The 24,715-nt window shown below is 43.2% G+C and carries 20 protein-coding genes; 1 reads left to right on the forward strand and 19 read right to left on the reverse strand.

Features of this window, described 5'->3' with window-relative positions; all coding sequences use genetic code 11:
• Positions 1-43: 43 nt before the first annotated feature.
• The 18 genes from ACXAGR_RS12565 to ACXAGR_RS12650 all read right to left on the reverse strand — a co-directional run bounded on the left by ACXAGR_RS12565 (position 44) and on the right by ACXAGR_RS12650 (position 20,179).
• On the reverse strand, positions 44-847 hold the full coding sequence (locus ACXAGR_RS12565) for a hypothetical protein (RefSeq protein WP_474850737.1): 804 nt from the start codon (positions 845-847) through the stop codon (positions 44-46).
• A complete protein-coding gene (locus tag ACXAGR_RS12570; RefSeq protein WP_474850739.1) occupies positions 828-2,237 on the reverse strand; it encodes a hypothetical protein in 1,410 nt (469 codons plus the stop codon). Before ACXAGR_RS12570 ends, ACXAGR_RS12565 begins: the two co-directional genes overlap by 20 nt.
• Before the next feature lie 19 nt (positions 2,238-2,256).
• The gene (locus ACXAGR_RS12575; RefSeq protein WP_474850741.1) at positions 2,257-3,876 is read right to left on the reverse strand and encodes a hypothetical protein; all 1,620 of its coding nucleotides are present in this window, start codon (positions 3,874-3,876) and stop codon (positions 2,257-2,259) included.
• A gap of 17 nt (positions 3,877-3,893) precedes the next feature.
• Complete coding sequence (locus ACXAGR_RS12580; protein ID WP_474850743.1) at positions 3,894-4,826, reverse strand: TcpQ domain-containing protein; 933 nt, start codon at positions 4,824-4,826, stop codon at positions 3,894-3,896.
• Positions 4,827-4,936: 110 nt separating this feature from the next.
• On the reverse strand, positions 4,937-5,182 hold the full coding sequence (gene icmT / locus ACXAGR_RS12585) for an IcmT/TraK family protein (protein ID WP_474850746.1): 246 nt from the start codon (positions 5,180-5,182) through the stop codon (positions 4,937-4,939).
• Positions 5,183-5,185: 3 nt separating this feature from the next.
• Positions 5,186-6,352 carry a type IV pilus twitching motility protein PilT gene (locus tag ACXAGR_RS12590; protein ID WP_474850748.1) on the reverse strand — a complete coding sequence of 389 codons (1,167 nt, stop codon included), beginning with the start codon at positions 6,350-6,352 and terminating at the stop codon, positions 5,186-5,188.
• Positions 6,352-7,227 (reverse strand): type IV secretory system conjugative DNA transfer family protein, encoded by an 876-nt coding sequence (locus ACXAGR_RS12595; protein ID WP_474850750.1) that lies wholly within the window; start codon positions 7,225-7,227, stop codon positions 6,352-6,354. The genes ACXAGR_RS12590 and ACXAGR_RS12595 overlap by 1 nt, the downstream gene beginning before the upstream one ends.
• 1 nt (position 7,228) lies before the next feature.
• Complete coding sequence (locus ACXAGR_RS12600) at positions 7,229-7,744, reverse strand: hypothetical protein (protein ID WP_474850752.1); 516 nt, start codon at positions 7,742-7,744, stop codon at positions 7,229-7,231.
• 83 nt (positions 7,745-7,827) lie between these two features.
• On the reverse strand, positions 7,828-10,785 hold the full coding sequence (locus tag ACXAGR_RS12605) for a hypothetical protein (protein WP_474850754.1): 2,958 nt from the start codon (positions 10,783-10,785) through the stop codon (positions 7,828-7,830).
• 39 nt (positions 10,786-10,824) lie between these two features.
• A complete protein-coding gene (locus tag ACXAGR_RS12610) occupies positions 10,825-11,040 on the reverse strand; it encodes a hypothetical protein (protein WP_474850756.1) in 216 nt (71 codons plus the stop codon).
• A 3-nt stretch (positions 11,041-11,043) separates the two neighbouring features.
• Positions 11,044-12,228, reverse strand: a complete 1,185-nt coding sequence (locus ACXAGR_RS12615) for a hypothetical protein (RefSeq protein WP_474850758.1) — start codon at positions 12,226-12,228, stop codon at positions 11,044-11,046.
• A 100-nt stretch (positions 12,229-12,328) separates the two neighbouring features.
• A complete protein-coding gene (locus ACXAGR_RS12620; protein WP_474850760.1) occupies positions 12,329-13,072 on the reverse strand; it encodes an HNH endonuclease in 744 nt (247 codons plus the stop codon).
• Positions 13,073-13,143: 71 nt separating this feature from the next.
• Complete coding sequence (locus tag ACXAGR_RS12625) at positions 13,144-13,539, reverse strand: hypothetical protein (protein ID WP_474850761.1); 396 nt, start codon at positions 13,537-13,539, stop codon at positions 13,144-13,146.
• Between the two features lie 96 nt (positions 13,540-13,635).
• Positions 13,636-15,243 (reverse strand): hypothetical protein, encoded by a 1,608-nt coding sequence (locus ACXAGR_RS12630; protein WP_474850763.1) that lies wholly within the window; start codon positions 15,241-15,243, stop codon positions 13,636-13,638.
• A 23-nt stretch (positions 15,244-15,266) separates the two neighbouring features.
• Positions 15,267-16,733, reverse strand: coding sequence for a DotG/IcmE/VirB10 family type IV secretion system protein (locus ACXAGR_RS12635; protein WP_474850765.1), 1,467 nt, complete (start codon positions 16,731-16,733; stop codon positions 15,267-15,269).
• On the reverse strand, positions 16,733-17,725 hold the full coding sequence (locus ACXAGR_RS12640) for a DotH/IcmK family type IV secretion protein (RefSeq protein WP_474850767.1): 993 nt from the start codon (positions 17,723-17,725) through the stop codon (positions 16,733-16,735). Before ACXAGR_RS12640 ends, ACXAGR_RS12635 begins: the two co-directional genes overlap by 1 nt.
• 91 nt (positions 17,726-17,816) lie before the next feature.
• A complete protein-coding gene (locus ACXAGR_RS12645; protein WP_474850769.1) occupies positions 17,817-18,593 on the reverse strand; it encodes a DotI/IcmL family type IV secretion protein in 777 nt (258 codons plus the stop codon).
• Between the two features lie 896 nt (positions 18,594-19,489).
• Positions 19,490-20,179: a thioredoxin domain-containing protein gene (locus tag ACXAGR_RS12650; protein WP_474850771.1), complete on the reverse strand. Its 690-nt coding sequence runs from the start codon at positions 20,177-20,179 to the stop codon at positions 19,490-19,492.
• Positions 20,180-20,587: 408 nt separating this feature from the next.
• Here ACXAGR_RS12650 and ACXAGR_RS12655 point away from each other — a divergent pair, with 408 nt between their 5' ends.
• Complete coding sequence (locus ACXAGR_RS12655; RefSeq protein ID WP_474850773.1) at positions 20,588-21,049, forward strand: hypothetical protein; 462 nt, start codon at positions 20,588-20,590, stop codon at positions 21,047-21,049.
• A 926-nt stretch (positions 21,050-21,975) separates the two neighbouring features.
• Here the strand turns inward: ACXAGR_RS12655 and nrdA are convergent.
• On the reverse strand, positions 21,976-24,273 hold the full coding sequence (gene nrdA, locus ACXAGR_RS12660) for a class 1a ribonucleoside-diphosphate reductase subunit alpha (RefSeq protein ID WP_474850775.1): 2,298 nt from the start codon (positions 24,271-24,273) through the stop codon (positions 21,976-21,978).
• Between the last annotated feature and the right edge of the window lie 442 nt (positions 24,274-24,715).

Below are 24,715 nucleotides of genomic sequence, written 5' to 3' on the forward strand. Positions count from 1 at the left end.
AAAAAAGATAGTCCGATGGACTATCTTTATGCGGCTCGTTTAATTAGCGCAAGCCGCTTCGTCCACTTTTCGCTGCTGCCTCAGCTGCCTTGATAGCTGACTGATTGAAGGTCTGCGCGAAGGCAAATTCCTCATTGGTCTGTGCAACGAAAACTTCCTCTTCATTATCCACGAAAGTCACGCCATTGCTATGAATTTTTGCAACCTTGAGTGTAGGGCTTAACTCGCTTCCTGCTCTGACAGTAGTTACCTTTTCATTGAAGTAAACGGTTGCCTTCATATTGTTTGAAAGTCCAAACACTTTCGTAACAAACACCTTGTTTTCAGTCGCAGAAATATCAGCTAACTTTCTTGCTGAATCAAGTTTAATGGCCTGATTCTGGCCTTCCAAGTTTCGTACCATAGATTGCAATTCGGCAATTTGAGCCTTATAAGCTTCTTCTCTCTTCATGAAGTCTTCAGCCATAGATTTTACAGCTGCATTAACTTTATCCTGAATGGAGTTTTGCTCAAGAGCCTCTAGTGCCTGCTTTTCTGCGATCTTCTGAGTTAAAATCTCCAGTTTAATTGCGCCCATTTGCTTTTGGTAGTTAAGCTGATCGATTGCATCAATTTCCGCCTCTCCTTCAACCTCTGAATTGGCTTTTTGAGGCTCAACTGCCGGTAAGGAGGTGGCTTCTGATGTCGCGTTAGTTAAAGTTGCTGGGGTAGAGACCTCCTTGACTTCTGTTTTTTTCAGTAGCGCGAGAGATGCTTGTGAAGAAGCCTCATCAGCAAATACTGAAGTTCCAAGTGTGGTGGTGATTAATACCGCAACTACTCTTAACTTACCTAATTTCTTGTTCATAAAATACCCCGTAAACTATCCACTTAAAATTGTTATCGAATTCGAACTTAACGCGCTCTACCATGAATCTGTCAAATCCATCTATGACCTTACTCATCTTTTTCAGTTCATAGAGGCCATGTCCTGTGATGGTGAAGTTACGAGATTCGTATTGAAACTGTCTTTTCCGCGCTTCAGCAGCGTTATTAATACCTTCAATCGGAACAGGCCTCACATCCACAGGGATTTTGGCGGTGACCCATTGGATATTGGCTCTGTCGAGACTATGCATAAAATTAGCAAGTACGAGAGGATCAGAAGACATAATAGTCTGGACATCTTTCTCGTGATCAGGCTTAGTATGTACGACAGGATCGAAAACGCTTGCAGTCTGTCCTTTGTCTCCAAACTTAACAGCAAGCCTGTCTCCCATTTTTTGCTTGAATATAAGGGCGGTTCCATATTGAAGCTTTTCCCATACAACTTCGTGGAAATCCTTTTGTGAATAATCAAAGATGTAAGTGTTAGCCTCCCATCCACCCTCAAAGCGAGATTGTGATGAAATGTAATTCGCAATTCCATCCAGCAACTTTTTATTGTCGTACAGATTGATATCGCTATTAACCCAAGAAACCTCTTCCTTGTATGCAGTTTCTATGATTTCTGACCGAGAAGGGCCAACCTTTTGATTTACAAAATCACCCTTATCTCTTTCAATACCGTTTGGGAGCTTTTTACGAATTTCTTCGATATTGATCACTGGCTCTTTTTCTTCGAACTGACTAAAGTCAATGCTCGAAATCCCCCAGTAACCAAGCCCTATCAGTACAGCAGTGCCCAAGCCAAGAAAAATCTTTTTCTGAGTGTCTCCATGTAGTTTTTCGAAGGCAGGCACCTCCGAAAAGTCTACAGACTGAGTTAATTCGAGAAAGTCGATATATGTATCAACTCTGCTACCAACTGCGTCACCCAGCTCAATTTCAGCCATATTCGAATCTGCATAAAACTCAAAGCGATCAGTATCCACCCCAGTGCTTTCGATTAACTCTTCAAACTCACCAACAAAGTCTTCTTTGTTAATCAGAACATCACCACCAGAGATAACCTCTCCATTGTTTATGATACATACCCAGATTTTTTCTTCTGAGATGGCATAAAGATAGATGGCGTTTTCTTTTAATGATGCGACCATTTCGGCTGCTGCCCGAGCGCCTTCGTACTCCGGCATATCTATCAGTGAAAACTGAATTACCTCTTTGTCGTCGAATTTAATTTCACGACTTACTGCGAAGGTCATTCCAAGCTTTTCGGCCTCAGACTTGATATCGCGTTTTAAAGCACCTTTAGAGGACAGGTGCCAACTTAGGCCGAAACCTATTTGATGGCTACCATACTCTTTTATCATTGTCATAATAAGCCCCCGCAGAACCTTAGTGGTTCATCAAGTAAGGTGTAAGTACAATCAGAGTCATCACTCGTTTCTGGCCGCCAGACTTCTTACCTCCGGCCATCCAAGTATTTCTTCCGCCCAGACTATCGATTTCCTCGGTATTCTCGATTCTTTCAAACCCGCCAACCATAATCGAAGTTCCCGGCCTTACAACAAGGACATTTTGGAATTTCTTTTCATTTTTATTAACAGACTGGATTGTAATTCCGTCAAAGGTGTAGTCATTTACACCTGTAAGCTGCGACAGGTCGCCAGTAAACTCCATCATAATCTCACCTTTAGAGGTGATTTTTGGCAGGAATCCTAAGCTAAATCCAGACTTAGCTTCCGCCTGCTCAATGCCGGTCGTCTCACGGGTGCCTTCGTCATTAATCTCACGAGTAACGTTTTTCAGGTATCCTGTCTTGTCCAAGTTTTGGATTGGCGTTGGAATGCCATGAGTCGTATAAGCGGTGGCGTTCGTAACAGTGCTTACATTAGCAACACTATTGAGCGCATTAACGAGTGCTCGCGTATTCGCCCATGGGCTGCTGCTGTCAATCATACTGATATCAATATTGGGTGACAGAACATCAGTGAAGCTGGTTGTTAGACCGGCACTAATGGTATTGCTATTGAATAGCGCTGCCCAGTCGATACCTATATCTGCTGAGTCATCGACTTTGATTTCATAAATCTCGGTCTTAATTGCAATCTGCTGGGTAATAACATCGTTCAGCTTTAAAACATACTCTTCAACATCAGAAATAACTCGTGGAGTATCTTTAATTGTCAGAATGCCTGCCTCTTGATCAATGCTATAAGTCCCTGTAGCTGACTTGATAGTTTCAATAGTGGAAGCAAGAGACTCCCACTCCGCAGCAGGGGTGTAGTTAGTTGTTACAGTATGACCACCGGTTGCAGCGCTGCCACCCTCGGAATCCGAACCTCCGCTGACTTCTGAGCCTACACTAGAGGTGAAAGCGCGATTACCACCAAGATAATCGATCTTGAAGGTTTGGGTGTCCATGTAGAAGAACACCAGTGTGTTATCTTCCCACTTCCAGTTAAGATTTGTTTTGGCGCTAATGTAGTCAAAGTAAGATTCGGCAGAGTCGTTGTAACTTACGCTAAACTTGACCTTACTGCCAACTAAGCCGTTACCTGCATTATCAATAACTTCAAATGAGTTTACTGCCGTTGTTTGTCTGACCCCAGTAGCAGAGACATCTTCCTGCATAGCCTGCTCAAGTGTAGTAACGTATTCAATGGCGTCAGCGGTTACCTCAGTACGCACCCCAAGCTCTTTACCAGCATCAGAGATAAGCTCTTGCAAAGAGATGGGATTGACGGTAGATACAATCATATTTTCTTTAAAAATATCAGGAAGCAAATCTTTATTGTTTACAACAAACGGCTTATCACTGATGTATAGCTCATCAACAACCTTTACTCTTGATGGTGAGCGGGTCATAATACTTCCTTGGCGGTACAACTGTGTCGCCTCATGATCTTTTTGCTCAATTTCTTCACCGGCTCGGTCTACTGGAGCAGTCGCACAGCCAGATAAAATACCGGCAGCAACGGCACTCAGAAAAAATACTTTGGTTTTTTGATACATTGTTTATATTCCTTACCTTAGAAGCTTAACTGTTGCTCGAAACCGCCGCGCTCAACTATCAGCGTATTATTTCGGGTCTTAAAGATACCTGATAGAGGCATTTCAGATGATGATGTTGCACGAAGAACTTGGTCAATTACACCGCCTTCACCTACAAAATCACCTGTGAGAGTTGTGCTCGACTCCGGCCAGTAATCGACTACTTTGTTTCCGTCCTTAACCTTCCAAGACAGAGACCATCCTGCTTTGTCACACCACTCTTGAATATTTTCGCGCAGACTTTTGCCGGTATCGAGGTGCCATACCGTAGGTATTTTCTTTGCCAGATGCTTGGCTATTTCGGCTTTTTTGGCGATTCCGATTACGCGCTCAGCTGCATTGATTTCAGAATACAATTCATTTTGCTGTGACAGGGAATGTAGAACACCCTCCCAAGTATCGCCACCACTCCAGGATACATCCATGCTATGGATTCCGCGATCATAGTTAACCGTCCAGCTTGTGTAGTCCGGCACAATATTTTCAACCGCCAAAACCAAAGGAATATCTTTACCTTGATTCATCAGAACAGTAGGAGTCTGGTTGTAAACTGACATCGTTAGTCCAACGTTTCCGTCGCGCTTTTGCGGGGTGGCGAAATGCTGTTGGGACTGAGCATACATATCATCCTGCTGCATAGCAGCAGCAAAGACCTGCCCAGTCGGCGTGACACCTTGAACTACAGGAATCTGAACAAGCCCTTGTGGGGTCTGCTGATATAGTACAGGCTGTTGTTGAGCCGTCACAACCTGCTGTCCTGTGATAGGTGCGCTAATTACATTCTTCGCAAAATTAACAGAAGAGGACTCTTTGTTAACTGGAGAGATGTACAGATTGGCACTTGCGGTGCCAGCCACAACACAAGCAGCAAAGCCTGCTGTAAGCAAAATCGAAATTTTAGTCAGCTTCATAATAAATACCTAAAATACCTTCCGTAAAAACATGCGTATTGTTGCTTAAATCTAAGCATAAATCAATTAAATATACGCACTATTAATTATAAAAATTAAACCGCTAGCAATTATAGTTCTTTTCGCCAGCTCGGGCGGATATATCTCATCCTTCCGACAGCAAAAGTACGTAGTTTGCGCCCTAGCATATCAAGAGTTAGACCCTTCTTGTTCAGTATAAAAAGAAGAATAAAGGCGGACAGGCAAAGGTAAAACGTAAATGCTGTTGGAATGGCTAGCAAAAGCAGGAACGGTACAAGGACAATCATGTCAAACATGAATATCTGTACTCTTTTGGCGTAGTTTGCTCTCGACATAGTTTAGTCCTCCAACTCGCTGCCGTCACCAAAGTTAAGACGCACTTTTTCAAGCTCTCGCTCTGATATTCTTCCGCTGGCATAAAGGGCTTCAGCTTGCTTAAACATTGGCATTCCAAACTTAAAAACCATGCTTCTGAGCTTTCTTGCTAAATTATCAGCATTACTGATCTCATCTTTTATTTTGTCGTTAAAGATTAGCCATTCCCTTATTGGTACTCTTTTCCCGTCAGTTCCTATGACCAGAATTTGGCATACCATGCCTCTCATAGCGTTGATTAGATTGTTTTTAACAGAATGCTGTTGATGCTCTGGTATTTCAGAAATCATACGAGGCAAGGCGTCTGCAATAGAGTTTGAGTGTAGTGTGGCCATTACGAAGTGGCCAGTATTGGCGGCTTCAGCTGCAATAGAAATGGTCTCTGCATCGCGAGCCTCACCGAGGATAATATCATCCGGATCTTGGCGAAGCGCCGATCTCATTCCTTCATAGAAGCTAGCGTAGCTTTGTCCTACCTGAAACTGATCAATGATACATGTATCACTTTTTATTGAGTGATAAGTATATTCAACAGGGCTTTCAATTGTGATCATTTTTCTATAAGAGTCGGGCTGCTCCAGTACATACCTAATCATTGCAGCGAGAGACGTGGTTTTACCACTACCCGTACTGCCGACCATCATAAATAGACCTTTTGTAGAGTTGTGGATCAAGTCCAATATCTCTTGGGGGATATTAAGATCTGCTGCTTGCGGCGGTTCGGCGGCTAAAGCACGAATCGTCATTGATAAACAGAGCCTGCCGTTATGCACTTTGTTGGCGGCGTTAACCCTGAATCGTCTTGATTCTTGCTTACCTTCTTCGTTTTCTCGCTTGTACACCAACGAGACGTCAATTGGTTCAGGCATACCTAGCTTTGTTTGTGCGGCAGTTCCGTAAAACGAGACAAGCAAATCCAGAGCTTCTTTGTCAGAAATAGTTCTGTTTGTGATTCTCTTAAGTTTACCTTGGTGCCGAACTATAACGAAGTCAAACGCACGGATAAAGATATCACTACCACCCATCGAAACCATTTTTTCAAGTAAAAGGTTTAAGTCTTCTCTATGTTGCACTCTACTAGGTAGCTGAATTGCCTCAGCGAACAGCTCAGCCTTTGATAATCCGCTCATTAAAACTCTCCGTCTTTACGTAGAGATTGGCGGGTTGAAAGCTTCAGAATTTCCCACTCTCCTGTTTTGCTATTTAGTCTGGCAGGAGAGGTAAGTTGATAGTTTGTGACACTTATATTCATCACATTCCCGTCAGACTTGACCAACGATGTCTCGAAAGCAAGCGCAGGCATTTCAACGTGATTGGATAGGGAATATCGGATGAATTTCGACATGCCAATAAAGTCTCTGCCTAACGCTCTCGCGTTTGCAATAACCTCTTCATTTGCCTGTTCGGTGCCAAGCTCCCAGCCTTTCTTAATTCCTTCTCTCCAAACCTCTTGCTCTTCGCTTGTTTTCGGAAGTATGCTGTTAAAGGGAGGCTGATACTCTTTGAAATCATCCATAAGCAGATAATTTCTCCAGTTTGGTGCTTCAGAGACAAATCTCTCATGAGCAATAATTTCAATACGACTTTTAGTGTGCTCAGCCTGCTTGCCATCCGGTGAGATTGTTAGATTTTCCTTTGTTTCTACAACCACTCCCGGTAATAAAAGCGCTTCGAACTTACCTGTATTGGTACTTCTCATAAGTACTCCAAAATCAAATTCCATGTCCAAGCTTGTTTTGATCTCCTTTATGCTGGCATAAAGACGCTTCATTTCATGGTTGTATCCGGAGTAGATGCCTAGCTGGATGGCTGAGTCGTACATCGTTTTTAAATTGAAGTTTTTCTCTGAAATTGCATCGTCACCGATAGGTTCGTTGCCTGCGCTTTTGTCATGATGCATATTCATTAGTTCGGTTATAGTGGGCGAAGGATTTTCCTTTGCATAACCAACACTGGAGATTGCCACCATACTTAAGGCGGCTATAGCAACTGCTATCCGCTTCATATTAGTAACCTGTATTGTATTTAAATACCATTAGCTTTGTAGCTGGATATACTTCAATGGTGATAAGATCGCCGACCTGAGAGGAAAGCTCTTTCAGTGCTTCATTCAAAGGCAGTCCTGCCTGATTAATTGTCACGTCAGGTTCTTTGTAAGAAGGAACACCTTGTGGATCAAGGTCGTATCCTGCAAAAGCAGCAATTGCCTGAGCTACCTTAAATGCACTATCGGTTACATATAGATCAACCTCTTGCTCAAATCCGGGCGGTATATACGTAGCCTGCATAAATTTTTGCTCATGCTGTTCTTGGCTAAGCGATTCAAGTGCTAATGACTCCTGATACTTGGCCAAAAGGCGCAATTCATCGCGAGCTTCAGCTGCAATATGCTTAATTTCAACCATGGCGTTTTGTTCTGGCTGAACGAGAACAACATCCTGCTCTTTGACACTTGTAGTTGTACAGCCCATCATCAGCGAGCAGCCTACCAACCCTAGTGGTAAAAGTAATTTTCTGTGCATGTTACTTACCCTAATAAATACAACGTATATAATCTGGACATATCCTAAACGCTTTCTAACCCGCAATCAATATATACAACCTATTAATGATATAATTCTTCAGCAAGTTTTTTCGCGGCGACTTCATAAATCGCAGTTCCTTCAGGAATATCTGTCGTTTTTTCCAAATACTTCATGTAATTGTCGGCGCTTCCTTTGGGGAATTTCTTCGCCAAAAACTGTAATCCTTCTTCTACGCCTGCAAGCTTAATCATTTCTTGTCTGAGTTTATAGTCTTTCAGGGTGGTGGTGTATCCCCATAGCTCAATTGGGCCTAATGTAAGGTAAAGTAACTGTTCTACCCGAACGTTAGAACCCTTAATGGTTCCCAAATAAAGAAATGCGCTCCCTTTGGAAGTTGGGCCTGTTGCATAACGAACAAGGTCTTCTTTGGCGTCCTCTGATGGCTGAAAGCACTTAACAATATCCTTCAATTCATCCGGAGACTTACCTTTTGATAGGATATATATATTATCAGCCAGTCCGCGAATTGACGGGCTGAAGTCTGTAACAGCTTGAGATGCTAAAGCAATTGTTACCCAAAATTTTCTTCCTTCACGCGCATCACCATCAAGCTGATCTTGAATTGAGCGACAATCCTGAACTCGGTGGAATTCGTCGAAAACCAGTTTCTTAGGTATTTGCCCCTCTTTTTGTAGTCTGACTCTGTGGTATTCTGCATATTTATCAGGAACTTGAGGAACAGTATCCTGTTCGTTTTGATAAAAATCCCGACCTAATACATATCGACCTACCATGTACATGAGGTTGCGACGCTGCTTGGCTTTTGCAGTGCTGCCTTTAGGAGCAACTTCCGAAAGGTCGAGCGCTACAACACGGGCATAAGAGAGATCAAGTTCTGATGGCCGAGCAAGAATGGGATATTCATTAACGATGGACATTGCCATTTGTTTAACAAAATCGACCAGTTTTTCTTCTGTGCCTTCGAACATCGCGCTACCGAAGTTCTCAATAATGCTTGTTGAGCCAGTAATTACAGTGCTGATGTCATTGATTGTAGGCATCGCTAACCGCTGTGCTTTGGACGCTAGCTCGAACTGCTTTCTTTCAAACATTATGTCAAATACGCGCCACCACGTTGTTTCTTCATCAACTTCAATGTCATTCTCTTCGAGATAGTTATCGACATCTTTGGCCACCCCGTATTGATATATATTGGGAGATCTTTCATCTGAAAAGTGAAGATACATCTCGTCAATAAGCAATGATAATAATTCTGGCAAGCGTAAAGGAGTCTTGTCTGAGCCAACCGGAGTAAACGCCGTCAATAGGAAGTTTAATAAAAACTCTTTATCAAGCGTCAGTGGTGTCCGACATCCTAATGGCGTATCAAATGGATTGATGTCACAAGAAGTGTCGGTTTTGCTCATCCTTAGCTTCATTTTTGCAAACAAGCTTTTCATATGGTCAGGAGCGAGAGACTGAGCAAATTCAACGAAACTGCCGAGTGAATAGCCGATATCCAGCATAGCTAGTCGGGGCAGTACGCCGTTTCTGGCATTGCCCATTAGAAAGGACATATTATCCGCTGCCAGCTTAAATGATTTACCAAATCCCGGTGGCGCTACGTAAATATCAAGCCACGAAGTTTGTTGTCCACTCGCTTGCTCTATGGGGAAGAGTTTTCTGTTCTTTGTTCTATATAGCCCTGAGCCTGTTTTCCATGGGCTGGCAGGTCTGCTTATAGGGCTGATATAAAAAGCCTCTCCTAGTGGCATAGGGAAAGCGGTAGCAATGTATTTTTGCGATATCGCGGGTATGGTGTTCGTCCACAGCTCTATAGGGTCGCCCATCTCCTCTATTATGTCGCATGAACCCCAGCCTTGGAGTGCTTGGGTTAGTATTTCTTTCCGCAGGGATGCTTCTTTTTCTGTTTTGCCCCATGTGCAGCATGCTATTTTGCAAGACACCAGTTTATGTTTGGCTCCCACTCCAATTAGCTGTTCAGCTGCTTGGACAACTTCTTTTGAGTTACTGCTGGTGATTGCCACGATGCTTGCCAGAGACTTTTTGTTTTTAATCTTGGAAAGAATTTCTTTGTGACCTGTTTCAATGACAAAACTTATACGCCATGGGATTGAAGGGTCGATATCATCAAACAGCTCTGAAAAAGGGCGCAAGTCCTGAGGAGGAAGATCCATGTTTAGCGGCGTGATGATATTATTGCCATACTGAACGCTCGTCCTCATCGAGTCATGTTGAACAGGAATCTTATTAAATAGCTGAAATCCGATATCCATATTCAGGATGTGGGATTGATCTTGATCGTTACATCCGTCCTTAACCAGTCTTGGCGTCATCTTGTCACCAAGAATAGTAGGTCTCCATTTTTCGCTTACAGAATTGTCATCAATAGACTGTTTTATTTCATACATGGCTTCATGACAACTGAGCTTATCCACGCTCATAAAGGCTTTAAGCTCTTTTTCAATTGTCGAGCAAATGGCGGAGTGGTTTTCGAGAAGCTCGGGAAGTTCAAAAAAGTGGCTTTGGCCATATTCAGCAGGTTTAACCCCAGTTTCAGCTTTCTGACCTTTCTTTCCTCGGTTCTGCATCATTGTTGACTGCGAAGATTTTTTTACCAGAGGGAACGTAGTAACGACTAGAAAAGCTCTTTCGTATGTTGTGCAGGACGCTAGCGCTCTTTGTCTTGATTCGATTAAGGGGGATACCTTCATTCCTACCTTTGCCATTGACTCAAGCACAGGATTAAGGCTTTTTTCGATAGGCAGGCTGGATAGCTCAGGATTGTTTTCGAAAACAAACTGAAGCCGATAACCTTTTTTATCCAAGTTGCCCTGTAGCTTGGACTCAAGGTCTTTTGCGATCTCCAAGATGCCATTGTCCGCTACAGCTACCAATGAGCCATTAAGACGGTACATAGTAGAGTAAGAGGAGTCCTTGCATACGAAGGTGTCATTTTCCGATCCTTCAGTGTCAATCACGTTTGATTCGAGATTGCAGTAGTCAAACATAGACATCTTCGTTGCTTTGGAGAGTATTGACTGAAACGGAAACATTTAGGAATTACCTTTCTTGGATAGCGAGATAAAAATTGATTTCAATGCCTCAGGCCGAGCAGGCTTTTCAATTTCAGAAACATCATCCAAAGCTCGGATATTCTCTTCAGAAATTGCAACGCCTCTCTCAAAAGATAATTTGTGCATCGAGAACAAGTAGTCCTTCTCAACCCGCTTTTGAAGCGAATCAAAGATTTCATTCGTATATAGTTCCACTGATTAGCCCTTATTCATCATAAACATTGGAGGTATCATTCCATTTTCAAATGCTATTTCCTTGGCGATGTGCTCTTCACTGGTTTTGCAGTAAACAACGACACGCCCAGTTCCGAAAGAACCCACGATAAGACCGTTCCTTTCAAACTCGTAGGCCGCTTTCAGGCACATAATCCGATCATAAGCACGCATGTAAGCGCCGACAGGAGTAAAGAACTTTCCTCTGTTTAAAGAGAGGGAGTATGCCGTCCATATGTTTTCCAGCATCAATCCTTTTGAATAAGAGTATTCATCAGCATCAAGATCGATATCTTTATGCACTTTCAACTCACCGAGTTCCGACACAAACCCTTCAAAGATCTCAACCAGACAGTATTTCAATAACTCTTCTAACTCAGGTAGAGTCACCCAGTTTCTCTGGATGTTGCTTCCCTGCCCGAAAAGAGCGAAAGGACGGAAAAACTTGTCCGTATGGAGTACTGAGATTCTAAAAACGGCAGCTTTATCTTTGCAAACGCGATGAATTTTATTTAGTGCTGACTTTGTGCCTGAAATCATCATGCCTTCGCGAGTGCCTATCATCGTAGCAATATCAGATTCATTTAAAGCCCTCCACTGAGTGCTCACGGGGTATGGCATTGACATTATGTGTCTGGCATAAGCGCCCTTAGGAAAGCAGAATGTTCGGGTTTTAGTGCCTTGCGGAACTTCACGCATCATCGCTTGATTTTGCTGGGTTGATTGCATGAAAGCTTCAGTTAGCTGACTTGAAGATGCTCCCATAGGAAATTGACGTACTTCTTTGCTGAGAACGAAGTCACTCAATAATGTATTAAGGCGATAAGGTGAATATTTAAGATCTATATCGTACAGATTGCGGCACTGATTGATTACACGCTGGAATGTTTTAGCGCAGAATTCCGCTAAACCCTTTATATCATCTTCCAGTCCGACCTCATCCCCTATTAGCTTTACAGAAGTTCTGAAGAACTGCTGATCGAAAACGTTAGGCTTCCTGTTGAGGTTAAAGCGCTTGAACTCGCGAAAAGGAAGGTTGGTCACCCAATATACATTGGAATCAAGTTCGCCGAGGCCATCAATACGTGTAGCCTCATTGCCTGATATTGATGCCCATGCTTTTCCTACCTGCTCAATATCTTCGAAGCAGACAACGCCAATTTTCAACATAAATAGATACCTCTTATAATAGTTATAAAAGATAACATATTTATACGAAGTATTAAATAGCCTGAATAAAAAATCCTCCTGATATACAGGAGGATGAAGATTAGATGATTTTGAATTTGGCCAGTAACCTTTTTATGCCCGCAAGACCTTCTTTGAATTTGTAAACTTGCATCCATCTGAAGCAGTTTGCTTTCGCAATCTGATGCCACTTTTGGTTGGAGACATGCTTTAAAGTAACGTCTCGCCAGTATCTGTGCTCTTTGAGAAAAGCTTCTTTATAGGGTATCAGATAAATATGTTTCAGGCTCTTTGACCTTTCATCATAGTGTTTGTCAGAAAGTTCTTTGAGTTTATTGCTTAACAATATTGGATCGGACGTCCCTAAGAACTTATCTGCATCAACGCGCATTTGCTCAAATCGCTTTAGGTAGTCACTAGCTTGTTTGGATTCGTCAGGATCTTTTGATTCTAATTGTATCCACAGTAGCCTAACTAGGTGGTTGATAGCTGGCTGGCAAACCGGTAGTTCTATGTCGCCGAACATTTCTTGTTCGGCATAAATAAGCATTCCCAGTCCTTTTGTACCAGCATAGCCGATGTGTTGGCTCATGTGACAAAGAGGACATGCTGTAACAAGATTTTCTTCGGTATTATTGTCATGATCGTCATCTAAATGATGCACATGTTGATACTTTTTAGACTTAAAGTCGCAATAATAGCAGGTGTAGTTATCCCTCTCCTTTACTTTGTCTTTTGCCTGTGAAAACTCAAGATTTGAGTCGGATGGGTGAGGGGAGTCGCCCCTGAAATCACTTCTTTTAACGGAGACAAGTAGATCACGCATGCAAAATCACCTTAGCGTTAACTAAATCCTAAAAAAGGGCGAAACGTCGCCCTTTTCTTGCCAGACATTGCTTAAATATCAGCGTTGCCGATCTTCCAATCAGAGTCGGATACAGAGCTACCCTTAAGGGAAGTGGCAAACATATTCACGAGGAACGTGATAAGGATAAGGGCCACGCCGATGATCATACTGATACCACCATTTTTCCCGTGGTCTTGACCTTGTTGCTTGCCTTCTTTCTTCAGTAGCAACAAACCAGCACCGAAGAAAATGAAGCCCAGAAGGTAGAAAAAGTTTGCAGCCAAGTCACCAACAGAGTTGAATTGGTTGGAGATGTTACACATTACTTTTGCAAAACCCACTGAGCTGGAACAGTCAGCGAATGCCATTGGAGAAATAGCAAATAGACCGCCAATCATCGCTAAGCGAGTCATTGCCTTGCCTTTAGATTTAAAGAAATTTTTCATAAATACCTCTTACATATATACCAGTTACTTAATGATAAGCGAGAGTTAAACTCCCGCTTAATATACATCCTTTCAGAAATATATACCACCTATTAATTAAAGGATGAAGCTATTTCCAATGAAAAACCTTCCATTGTCATCATACCCACGGACAAGCCCCATTTTTTTATAGGTTTCTCCTGCTAGCACTCTCACAAATTCACCGTCAGCAGTTCTGATAAGATACCCTTTTAGTACCATACCGTTTTGCATTGTCGTAAATTTACCATTCACGCTCCATCCTTCGAGCAGGGTGGGTGGAGCAACTAGCTTGGCCTTTTCTTCAGATTCTTTTTTTTCAATCTGACTTGCCAGTTTGTTCAGTCTGTCGGTCAGCATCTGAATTTCGCTGTCTTTTTTAGCAGCATTCGCTTTGGCTTCAATCTCTGCCTTCTGCTTTGCTTTTGCTGCTGCAATCTCTGCTAGGCGGTTTTGCTCTTGAATTTCTTTTTGCTTCTCAAGATTCTTTTCTCTTTCAGCAAGGGTTTCATTGAGCTTTTGCAGTCTAAGCATAGAGGCATCTATGGTTGTCCTTGTTTTGTCGACAAACATGCCGTTCGAGAGAAGTGCAAGTTTCCCGTCAAGCAGTGTAGAGGTTACTGTGACCTCACTCCCATAGTAATTTAGCCGAGTACCTGATACAGCAGGCAATTGGGTTATGCCATCTTGGGTCAAGATCTTTAGCTCGCCGCTTTGTTCTACCAGATTTAACGCATCAGCTCTGGCCAGTCCTTTCGTCAGAGTTTTATAAACCTCAGCATTAATATCTACAGTTTCCTTTTTTAACTCAGCTTCAGATAAATTGGTCGCCTCTTCTTGAGGAGAGTCATCCGAATCATCAATCGATATAACGGAAACGGTTGTTTTTTTATCAATACTTTCGCCCAGCATATTGATTTTCCCAGCGACTGTATTTGGCTTCTCTGAGTCGGGTACGTCTGCTGTAGCTTCCTGCTCCTTGTTTACATAAGTGAAGCCATCGTTATCTTTACTATCATAGTCTGGCTTTGGCATAGCTGCCGGTTTTTCCTGATGCATTACCGGTGCAGGTGTTGCATCTACGGGCTTGGTGATAACAACAGGTTCGATTGTTGGATCTGGTTCGCTGTTATCAGAAAACATCATGTTATATACCCATGCACCTGCAAGGAGTACAAATACCCCGATGCCAACATTTGTAATGAGTTCTATTTTATTTTTGCCTGAAGGTTCATCGTCGTGCTCGCCTTCTAAATCCTCTTCCCCGACCTCTTCTTCCTCAATCTCTTCGGGGTTTTTTATGGCATCCTCCTCAGAATCCGAGTCATTACCGTAAGCACTTTCCTCTTCAGCCTTCAACGTCGATAGAGATTCGTCCAGCTCTTGCTCTTCCTTTTCAAGGGCATTCAATTCTCGTTCTTCGTCGGATAACTTGTCCTCAAGTTCATCTTCCTCGGATTCTTGCGCATCTTCAATATCGAAATCGTCGTCGGGAAATTCAATGTCGTCGTCCATATCAATATCGCTGATGTCATCATCCATATCGGCATCTGAGTCGTCGATTCCCTCAACTTCTTCTGATGGCTCGTCTTCAATTTCCAGTTCTTCATCGAAACCGTCGCCCAGAAGTTCGTCTGCCAACTGATTTTCAAGATCTAAATCTGTATCTTTACCTTTGTCGCTCATAATAAATACCTCGTAAATAAAACTTAATTCTTAAGTGGAACTTTAAAATCTGCCATTAGCATAATGCCAATGGGTCGGTCAGCGTTAATGACTACAGTACTTTCTCTGTTAACGTTCTCCATAAACTTAGGCGCAAGGTAAGAACCCACTTTGCCTGCTGCATACATTAGACGATCCTTAAATCCTTCAACAGCTTCAGAGGTGGTATTGGTTGTGTCAGCAGAAGTTGTCGTACTGGTGCTGGTTAGCGACTCACCATAACCTTGGGCTAGCGCAGAAAGAACAATGCCAGAGTATCGTTCCCAAAAGTGATGGTCGACATCATCAGCTAAGCCGGACTTCCATGTTTCAGGGTCTATCGCTATGGCAGAGATAGGGTAACTCTTCTGTCCGCGAATTGAATAACTGTTGAATGTCAGTGTTCCTAAATCTCCCGCCTTTTGCAGCTTACCAATCAATATGCCATTGTACATTCCTCCGTTTGAAGAGATGACTGCGCGAACAACATTATTTTCATCGGTATTTAATTCGATAGAGTTAATTGCAGCAAAGACTTCGCCAGCAGCTAACACTTCAGAAAAAGGATACTCAGCCTCTATAGCTTCTTCGCTGCTAGTTTTATTGGAATCTGTATTTTCAGTGCTGTCCAGAATTCCTGCTATATTCCCGTTGATGCGGGATTCTACCTTACCGCGTAGCTGCTCGTAGCGCTCCATGTATTTCGCTCGCGTTGCCTCACCATCAAGCAATTTAGCAGATGGCTCGCCAGCACTTGCTGTGAGCGATGCTGGTGCGGATTCACTGGCTTCTGACTTGTATTCGTTGATGGCCAGTTTAGTGATGCGACCTAATTTCGTAAAATCGACCAGAGATGACGAAGCAGTGGCTTGTTGGGATACCTTTTCATTCATTCTCGCTATAAAGTCAGCTTTATTGAAACCTCCATCGCTACTGATATTCGCGCCAGTACGCTGATTCATTTTCTGCCCGAGATTATCAAGGTTTTTTTGCGCTGCATTCTTCTCAATTTCAACATTCTCAATCTGGCCGGAGTTGATCTTCCTGTCTTCTGCTTTTTTCTCCATGTCTTTAAATAGAGCGCCGATATCTATAATGTCATCGTCTTTCTCTTCATCTTTGTCTTTTTTTGCGTCCAGCTCTGTTCCTTTCGACAGGTCGATGCCTTCAACATAGGATTCTGAACCGGCACTTGCCTTGATGGTCTCTATTTCTTTTTGTTTGAGTTCACCAAGCAGCTTTGCGTTGGTGTTGTCTTTGGAGATAATGCCTACCTTTTCGGCCTTCTGGGCTGAAGTGTTAATTGGTGAATCTATTTTTACAAAACCATTTTCAGCGGGCGTGGTAGGGCTGCTTCCAATAAGGCTGTACAATAAGTAGCAAACTACACCCACCCCTAAAAGCATAAAAAGTATGACCAGTCTTGCTTTCGGTGGAATCGCCTTTTGTAAATTCTGGATCATTTTTTTCATTATCGTTGCACTCCTCTGGTGACAGGAGAAATGGGAACAACCTGATAGCGCCCATCCTTTTTCATGGTTACAGCATTTGAGAAATCGAGCTTATAAAGGTTGTAGCCGTTTGAAGACTTTTGGTATGTGAGGCTGGGAGGAAATGTAATTTCTTCCTTGGTTCTAACGTAGAGCGCGTTTTCTACCCGAACAAAAACTGAATCACTATCCCAAGTAGATTTGTATTTCTGACCACCCGTGACTTCTTCTCCGTTTAGCATTTTAATAAGGATTGGATCTGAATTACTGACGCTTTGGGTCACTGGTGTTAAAGATTCTTTGCTGTTCGGCCCAATTTGAGGAATTCTGATGTTCTTTTTTAGATCAAACCCACTCTCGTTGCCTATCAGTTTGACTGTGACAAGCTGATTGATGCCCTGAAGAGCAATCAATGCAGTGGTTTCTACAAATCTTTCTTTGATAGTGAAAACGGCGGTATTCTTTGCCTCTCCAAACGCTTTGCTTTCATAAGCATTGCTGTTTCCGATAACATCGCCTGCGAGTGGCCAAGGATTGCCCTGATAATCAAAGAAGCTCAAGGAGCTTGGATTATTTGCAGCAACATGGACAATGATAGGTGAAAAGCCGTTAGGGTTATAATCCTCTTCAGAAATCATAACTTGTTGCTTTTCGATTGGACGATTGGCAGCAGACTCAGATACCAAGCGATTCTGTCTCGCTCGGATTATTTGCTCTGGAGTATATTTTTGCTGCGCATCAATTTCTCTATCCGCAATAGCTTCCCTTTCTTGTTGAGTCAGCTCGCGGAGCAACGGCTCAAGCTCTCCTTTCTCCATAAGAAGGTAGAGTAGGGCATCTTTCTTTGCTTCGATAAGTTGAATTTCAGATGCAGACAAACCCTGATCGTATTCGGAACTATCCTGCGCTAAGGCAGGATAGTTGGTGGCAAGGGCGGTACAAACGCCTGCCAAAATAATAGATTTTTTAAACATTGGCGGATAGCCTCATAATAAAATACCAAGCCTATATATAGCGTGTAGATGCTACCACTGAGGCAGGCTCAAATCAATTATATACAGAGTATTAATTGAGACTCTCTAAGATTACTTTGTTTATGCCCAGACCTTTGATGTCCTCAAGCATACTTCGTCGCACAACAGACACTGTGAAGAGAACTTTGTTCACATAGACGTTACTTTCATTGGTATAAGTGAAAGTAACAGGGATCTGAAATATCCATTCGTATTTTCCGCTATTGTCACCACCCTCCTTAACAAGAACAGGCTTTTGATTAACTGACAATTGAGAGATAAGTTTTTCAGCTACGATGGTGTCGAATATACCTTTCTCTTGAATTGCAGCAATAAGGCTGTTTCTTCCTGAGTCAGTGAAGTACTTGAGTGTTTTTTGATTTAGCTGATCTTTCATATTCAGATAGTTAAAATCGAATACATCTACAAGCGCATCCTCAAGCCACTGAGCAACAACAGGTGCAGAGTGATTTGCATATCTAAGGGGTACAAGCTGAATGTATTGGCCCGCTTCGTCAGCTGCAAAATACGTTTTATCCGGAGAAACTGTAACAGCTAAGAATGTTGTTACAACAGCCATGCCAAACATTATGCTGGAGGAGATGAGGGCAACCTTTAATTTTTTGGCACCGGTCTCATAGAACTTATTTCTCATTTGAACGAGTTCTTCAACAGGTAAGTCGGAACCTGATTCAGAGTCTCTCTTCTTGCTGCTAACTTTTAAGGCTGCATCTTCCTTTCCTTGAGCACTGCGCACAGGCTTTTTGTTAGGAGTAACTCTTCTACTTGGGGCTGGCTTTTTGCCTGTGTTTTTTACTGGAATGCTCATGCGTCACCTCCATGACAAACCGCAGAGTGAATATCAAAAGCTTCTATTGCTCTATCGTAGGCCGAGTCATAAATCGCTCGACTTCCAGCATGAGTGGTCTTTGCTTTACACTTTTGGTTGCGCACAGTTTTTCTGCTAAATGACTTGGCACGGACTTTACTTGTCAGTTTCTTGTGCTTTTTGAAGTTCATAAATACACCTTATAAATACACCTTAAAGATTATTTTTTATCATCCGACTCAGGGAGGATGGGTTTTCCCTCCTCGTTAATTAGATAAAGCCTTCCCTCAATTCTTCGATTTGCATTAACTGCCGATTCCAACGATTCATGTGCAGGGGGAAGTTCATACAAATGTCCATTATAGGTAGTCATGTAGAAGGAGTCGCTGGGCAATATAAGTCTGAAAAACAGACTAACAGCGCAGAGTAGAAGACCTGCCATATTGAGTAAAAATAGTCGCTTCACTCGCTTTTTGAATACTATCGAATGGTCTTCGAAATCATTGTAACTGAACCTTACAGAAGAGTTTGTGTTCTCCGCTTTCACGCCAAACTTTTTCATTAGCGCCCTTACCCTCTGGTCACGCGCTTTTTTACTCTGCTCGCTCATAGAATCACTCTTAAATAGATACCACGTACAATTTTGCCCACGGAGGCACTAATTCTGCCTAGTGGGGCAATATTATTGCCTTCGTGGGCAGTAATGGTGTCCTCGTGGGCACGATATAATGCGGCTCTTCTGGAACTATTGGCGTTCAAATGAAGCCTGTCCGATAACTACATTATTTTTTGTTATAAACTTATAAAAGTTATAATAGTTATAATAGTTATACCATGTTTTTTCAGGATAGTAAATATACGAACTATTAATTCGTATATTTACCGACAGGTTTGTTTTAGGGTTTTAATAGGAAGGGGATGATTCTGGTGCTGTCTTGGAATGAAGTGTATGTACCTGATGGAATCGTAAACTGACCTTTTTTGGCGAAAGTTGTAGGTACTGCTTCAATGTTTAGTGATCTACATTTTTCATTAGCGTTGTTTACTTTTTCGATGATGTCTATTGATTCGAAAGTTCGGTCAAAAAGACTGGCATCTATCTTGTTCTCGATGAGAATTTTCCTTAAGGCGTTAGTAGGATTTCCTTCTGGGCTTCCCTTTGTTGATCCGAAAAATCTGAAAAATGGTGTTAGGTCGACATCAGGTTTTATGAGTTGCAGGGTGTAAAAAGTTCGGCTTGGAGTTTCCCAGTTCTCGTTCATTCCGGCATGGATGATTTCAAGGCTAAGTCCGTTCCTTTTTGTGAAATCCTGATAAGCTTCGTAGGCTGATAGGCTTGCTTTGCTTGTCAGGGAAATGACTATTGATACGTCTGCCTTGAGGCTTTGGGATGGAGATTTGTGATCCACGTAATGCCAGTTTTCGGTGGGGAATGGCTTTTCAATTTCTGCTGCTGTTACAACAACGGGTTGCTGGATTTTTTGGTAGTATTGGTTTCCGTAGTAACCCGCTGTACCAATGCCAGCTATTGCACAAACCACCAGCATTCGCAGGTGTTCAGGATTCATTGAACCGAATTTTTCCATGATAGGTTCTTTGATTTTGTTGAAGGACATCTGTGACTCCAAATGTAAAATACATCGTAAAAATAAATCCTGCTCTCACACAGGGCGGCGATCATAACACGTTTTTTTAAAAAAAATACCGAAAAGTTAAGTATTTTTCTAAGAGTAAATTTTAAACAAAATCGCTTATTTTTTTCAACTAAAGATCTTTAAAAAAAAGATTGATTAAATGGGTATAGTATATTAGAGAATAACGTAGTTATTCTCTTAAAACAGATCTTAAGATGTTTAGAAGATCTCGCGTGCGTGAAATGATGCGGTTAAAAAGCGACCAATTAAAATAAACAAAGAATTAATTGACACTCCCTCAGGATCGGATATGATCTGCATCCGTCTCTCACACGGCATACAATTTTCGGAGTATTTATTTTGAACAGCATTTCTGACCGCGACTACATCGCGGCGTTATCCGTTTTGGCAAACACAATTCACGACATATACGGTTTAGAGCCAACTGAAGTTGATTTGCTTGAGTCGGCTAATCGTAAAGTTGAAGGCTCAGAGTCAGACAAGGCCAGATGTTTTTCGATTCAGTGTTTGTTCACGATGGAGGATGAGTTGGTGTCTTCGGACAGGATTGATTCAGTGATGTCGGAATATCTGGGTTCTATCGGTATTGACGGGTATGAAATTTCCAAGTTTGAAACGTTAGGTGGTCAGCTTCGAAGTTTGAGATTTAAAGTTTTTACAACACATCCGCAAATGGTTATTCATAGTTTTTTTGATTTTAATAAAGCTGAACTCTCAGACGTTCTTGTCTGTAAAAACTTAACTGTCGCCAAGGTGAACGAGGTTAGTCTTGAGGCTATAAAACCTGAGGATTGTATCTAGTAAAGCTTGCTTCTAAGTAGGAGCGAAGCGACTTCATTAGAGGATGGCGATCAGCCATCCGGTTAACTGTTGAACTTCAGGAGGGGTGACAAATCTGGAACAGATTTGGCGGCTTTCCTGATTCAACAAGGAAAAAGCGAAGCGTTCAGCGAAGGAAAGAGATCGTGATGAGCTGCGAAGCAGATCTGATCACGATGTCGTCCGTAGCTTGGTGTCGAGATCGAGTCGAGGTTCAAAGCTGGATTCAGTGACAAGTTAGCGAAGCGTTTTGGCGCTGATCCAGCGAACCGCTGACGAGAGGTCGATGCCTCTTTCCTGCGAAGCAGGATTGTTTTGCGTGTGGCGGCTGGATCGGTGAGAGGGCGGAGCACTCAGAGCCGAGCCAGCCGCCGCACGCTCCCGCGCAGGATCTGCCTCAAGGTTGTCTGAGGTTACCAGCTCAAATAATTACGGTGAAAAGTCTACTCTCATAATGTACTCCGTTGTTGTTTTTTCAGTATGAATATAATAACACAACAACACTAAATTGTCAATAAGGAATGAAAATAAACCCCCTCTTTTTTGAATATTTCTCAGTTTTATGAGTGTGCATCACGGAATCTCAGATAGGTGTTGTGAGTTTTTCCATTTATCGCTGTTGTCATCATGCTGCGCATATGAGATCACGTTCACATGAGGGTCAACTGCAACACCTGATCCAAAGCCAGATCCTCATCCAGATCCCACTATCACGAACCACCAGCCCCACAGTGGCCATAACCCAAAATAATAGAATGGCGAAGCCACCAGCAGGCAAAGCGGTGTGGAATGTTACATTTTGCGCTTATATATAGAAGGGTTGGGTTGTGCGGATGATAAGGGATATAAAAAAGGCTGACAGAGTGTCAGCCTTAATAATGTTACACATAGAACTCACGGTTCATATCTCATATACGGCAGGCACCGCCACTGCATGATGAATCATCTTCAGCAACGACCACTTCAACGGGTTTGTCGCTTTCCATCTCACCACCAGCATTGTCACGGGTGTTGTGATAGTAGAAGGTCTTGACGCCAATTTTGTAGGCCATGAAGATGTCACGCAGAATGACTTTCATTGGCACCTTGCCGTTTTCGAACTTAGTCGGATCGTAGTTGGTGTTGGCAGAGATGGTTTGGTCAACAAACTTCTGCATAACGCCACACAGGTTGATGTAGCCGTTATTGTTAGGGATAGACCACAGCAGCTCATATGCATCACGCAGCTTTTTAAACTCAGGAACAACCTGCTTGAGTACACCGTCTTTAGATGACTTTACAGAAATCAGGCCGCGAGGTGGTTCAATGCCGTTGGTGGCGTTGGACACTTGCGAGGATGTTTCTGATGGCATCAGAGCGGACAGTGTAGAGTTGCGCATACCGAACTCTTTGACGTCAGCACGAAGACCTTCCCAGTCCATTTGCAGCGGCTCGTTGCAAACTGCATCAAGGTCGCGTTTGTAGGTGTCGATAGGCAGGATGCCTTTAGACAGTTTGGTTTCGTTGAAGGCAGGGCAAGCACCTTTTTCCTTTGCGAGATTCACAGAGGCTTTCATCAGGTGATACTGCATTGCTTCGAACGTGCGGTGAGTATGTGCCAGTGCTGATCCGTCTGAGTACTTCAGTCCGCGTCGGGCGAGGTCGTAGGCGTAGTTAACAACGCCCACGCCAAGGGTGCGGCGGTTCATGGTGGCGATGCGAGCTGCTGGTACAGGATAGTCCTGATAGTCCAGCAGTTCATCAAGGGCACGCACAGCGATGTCTGACAGGCGTTCAAAGTCGTCAGGGGAGTTGATTTTGCCGAGGTTGAAAGCAGCCAGTGTACACAGGGCGATTTCACCGTTCTCGTCATTGACGTGCTCAAGTGGCTTTGTAGGCAAAGCGATTTCGAGGCACAGGTTGCTTTGACGGATAGGTGCAACGCTAGGGTCGAAGGGGCTGTGGTTGTTGCAGTGATCTACGTTTTGCAGATAGATGCGGCCTGTAGAGGCACGCTCTTGCGCGACTGTAGAAAATAACTCCATGCCGTTGATGGTTTTGCGGCGGATTGAGGTGTCAGCTTCGTACTTCAGGTAGAGTTCTTCGAACTTGTTCTGATCGGCGAAGAAGGCTTCGTACATTCCCGGCACGTCAGACGGGCTGAACAGAGAGATGTCCTGACCTTTCATGATGCGTTGGTACATGAGTTTGTTCAGCTGCACACCGTAGTCGAGGTGACGGGCGCGGTTTTCTTCAACCCCACGGTTGTTCTTCAGAACCACCAGCGATTCGATTTCGAAGTGCCAGATAGGGAAGAACAGTGTAGCAGCACCACCACGCACGCCGCCTTGAGAGCAAGACTTAACAGCGGTCTGGAAGTACTTGATGAAAGGGATAACGCCTGTGTGGAAGGCTTCGCCGTTGCGAATAGCGCTACCGAGTGCGCGGATGCGACCAACGTTCAGACCGATACCGGCACGTTGACTCACATACTTCACGATAGAGGAAGCAGAGGCATTGATGGAGTCAAGCGAGTCACCGGACTCAATCAGTACGCATGAGCTGAACTGACGGGTTGGGGTACGCACACCGGCCATAATAGGTGTAGGCAGAGACAGTTCATGCTGTGATACGGCGTCATAGAACTTTTTGACGTAGTGCATCCGGTTTTCCTGTGGGTACTTGGAGAACAGGCAGGCACCGATAAGCATGTATGCAAACTGTGGTGATTCGAAGATGGCGTCGGACTTGGTGCGATCTTGAACCAGATATTTGCCTTCAAGTTGTTTGCTTGCTGCGTAGTGCAGATCCATATCACGGGTGTGGTCGATGAATTCATTCATCAGGTTGAATTCAGCTTCGGTGTAGTCCACCAGCAGGCTCTTGTCATAGCGGCCAGCTTCTACCAGTTTGGAGACGTGTGCGAACAGAGCTGGTGGCGTGAATGTACCGAACGCGATTTTGCGAATTTGAATCAGGTTCAGGCGAGCGGCCATGAGTGAGTAGTCTGGTGCTTCTTCGCTGATGAGGTCGGCGGCAGTTTTGATCAGGGTTTTATGAATATCGGCGGTAGTGATGCCGTCATAGAACTGAACTTGAGCACGGAGTGCAACATGAGAGACAGAGACGTCTTCCAGACCTTCAGCGGCCCAAGACAGGCACTTGTGAATTTTCTCGATATCGACAGGGGCTTTTTCGCCGCCGCGTTTTGTTACATTGATAGACATATAGTACCTCGTAAATAATGTCTTATTGCTTCAGGTCAGTTTGATAATAATAACACAACTGATACCCGATGTCAATAATAGATGGTATAAAAACTTCATCATGACTTAAATAATCAGACCTGTTTATTTTACCATAGTTAGGCTATAAAACACACGTTTTTTATCTCTCATGCACACCTTTATTTTTGCGTAATAGACTGATATTTAACAGGGTTTTAATATACTACGTATTATATTTAAAATGCAGTATAAAAACCCGTAAAAGGATGCATATAAGGATACCTGAAAGCCACCAGCGGGGGATGGAAAATACGGTTCGCCGGTGAGAATAATGGGGTTAATAAGCGGTATAATTGGCACCTGAGCAAAAAAGCGCCTTTCGGCGCTCTTGACTGACTGGATTATGCGGCTGGTGGTGTGATGGAGAGCCACAGGTAGTAAC

This window comes from Alteromonas sp. ABH4_457 (assembly GCF_056160625.1).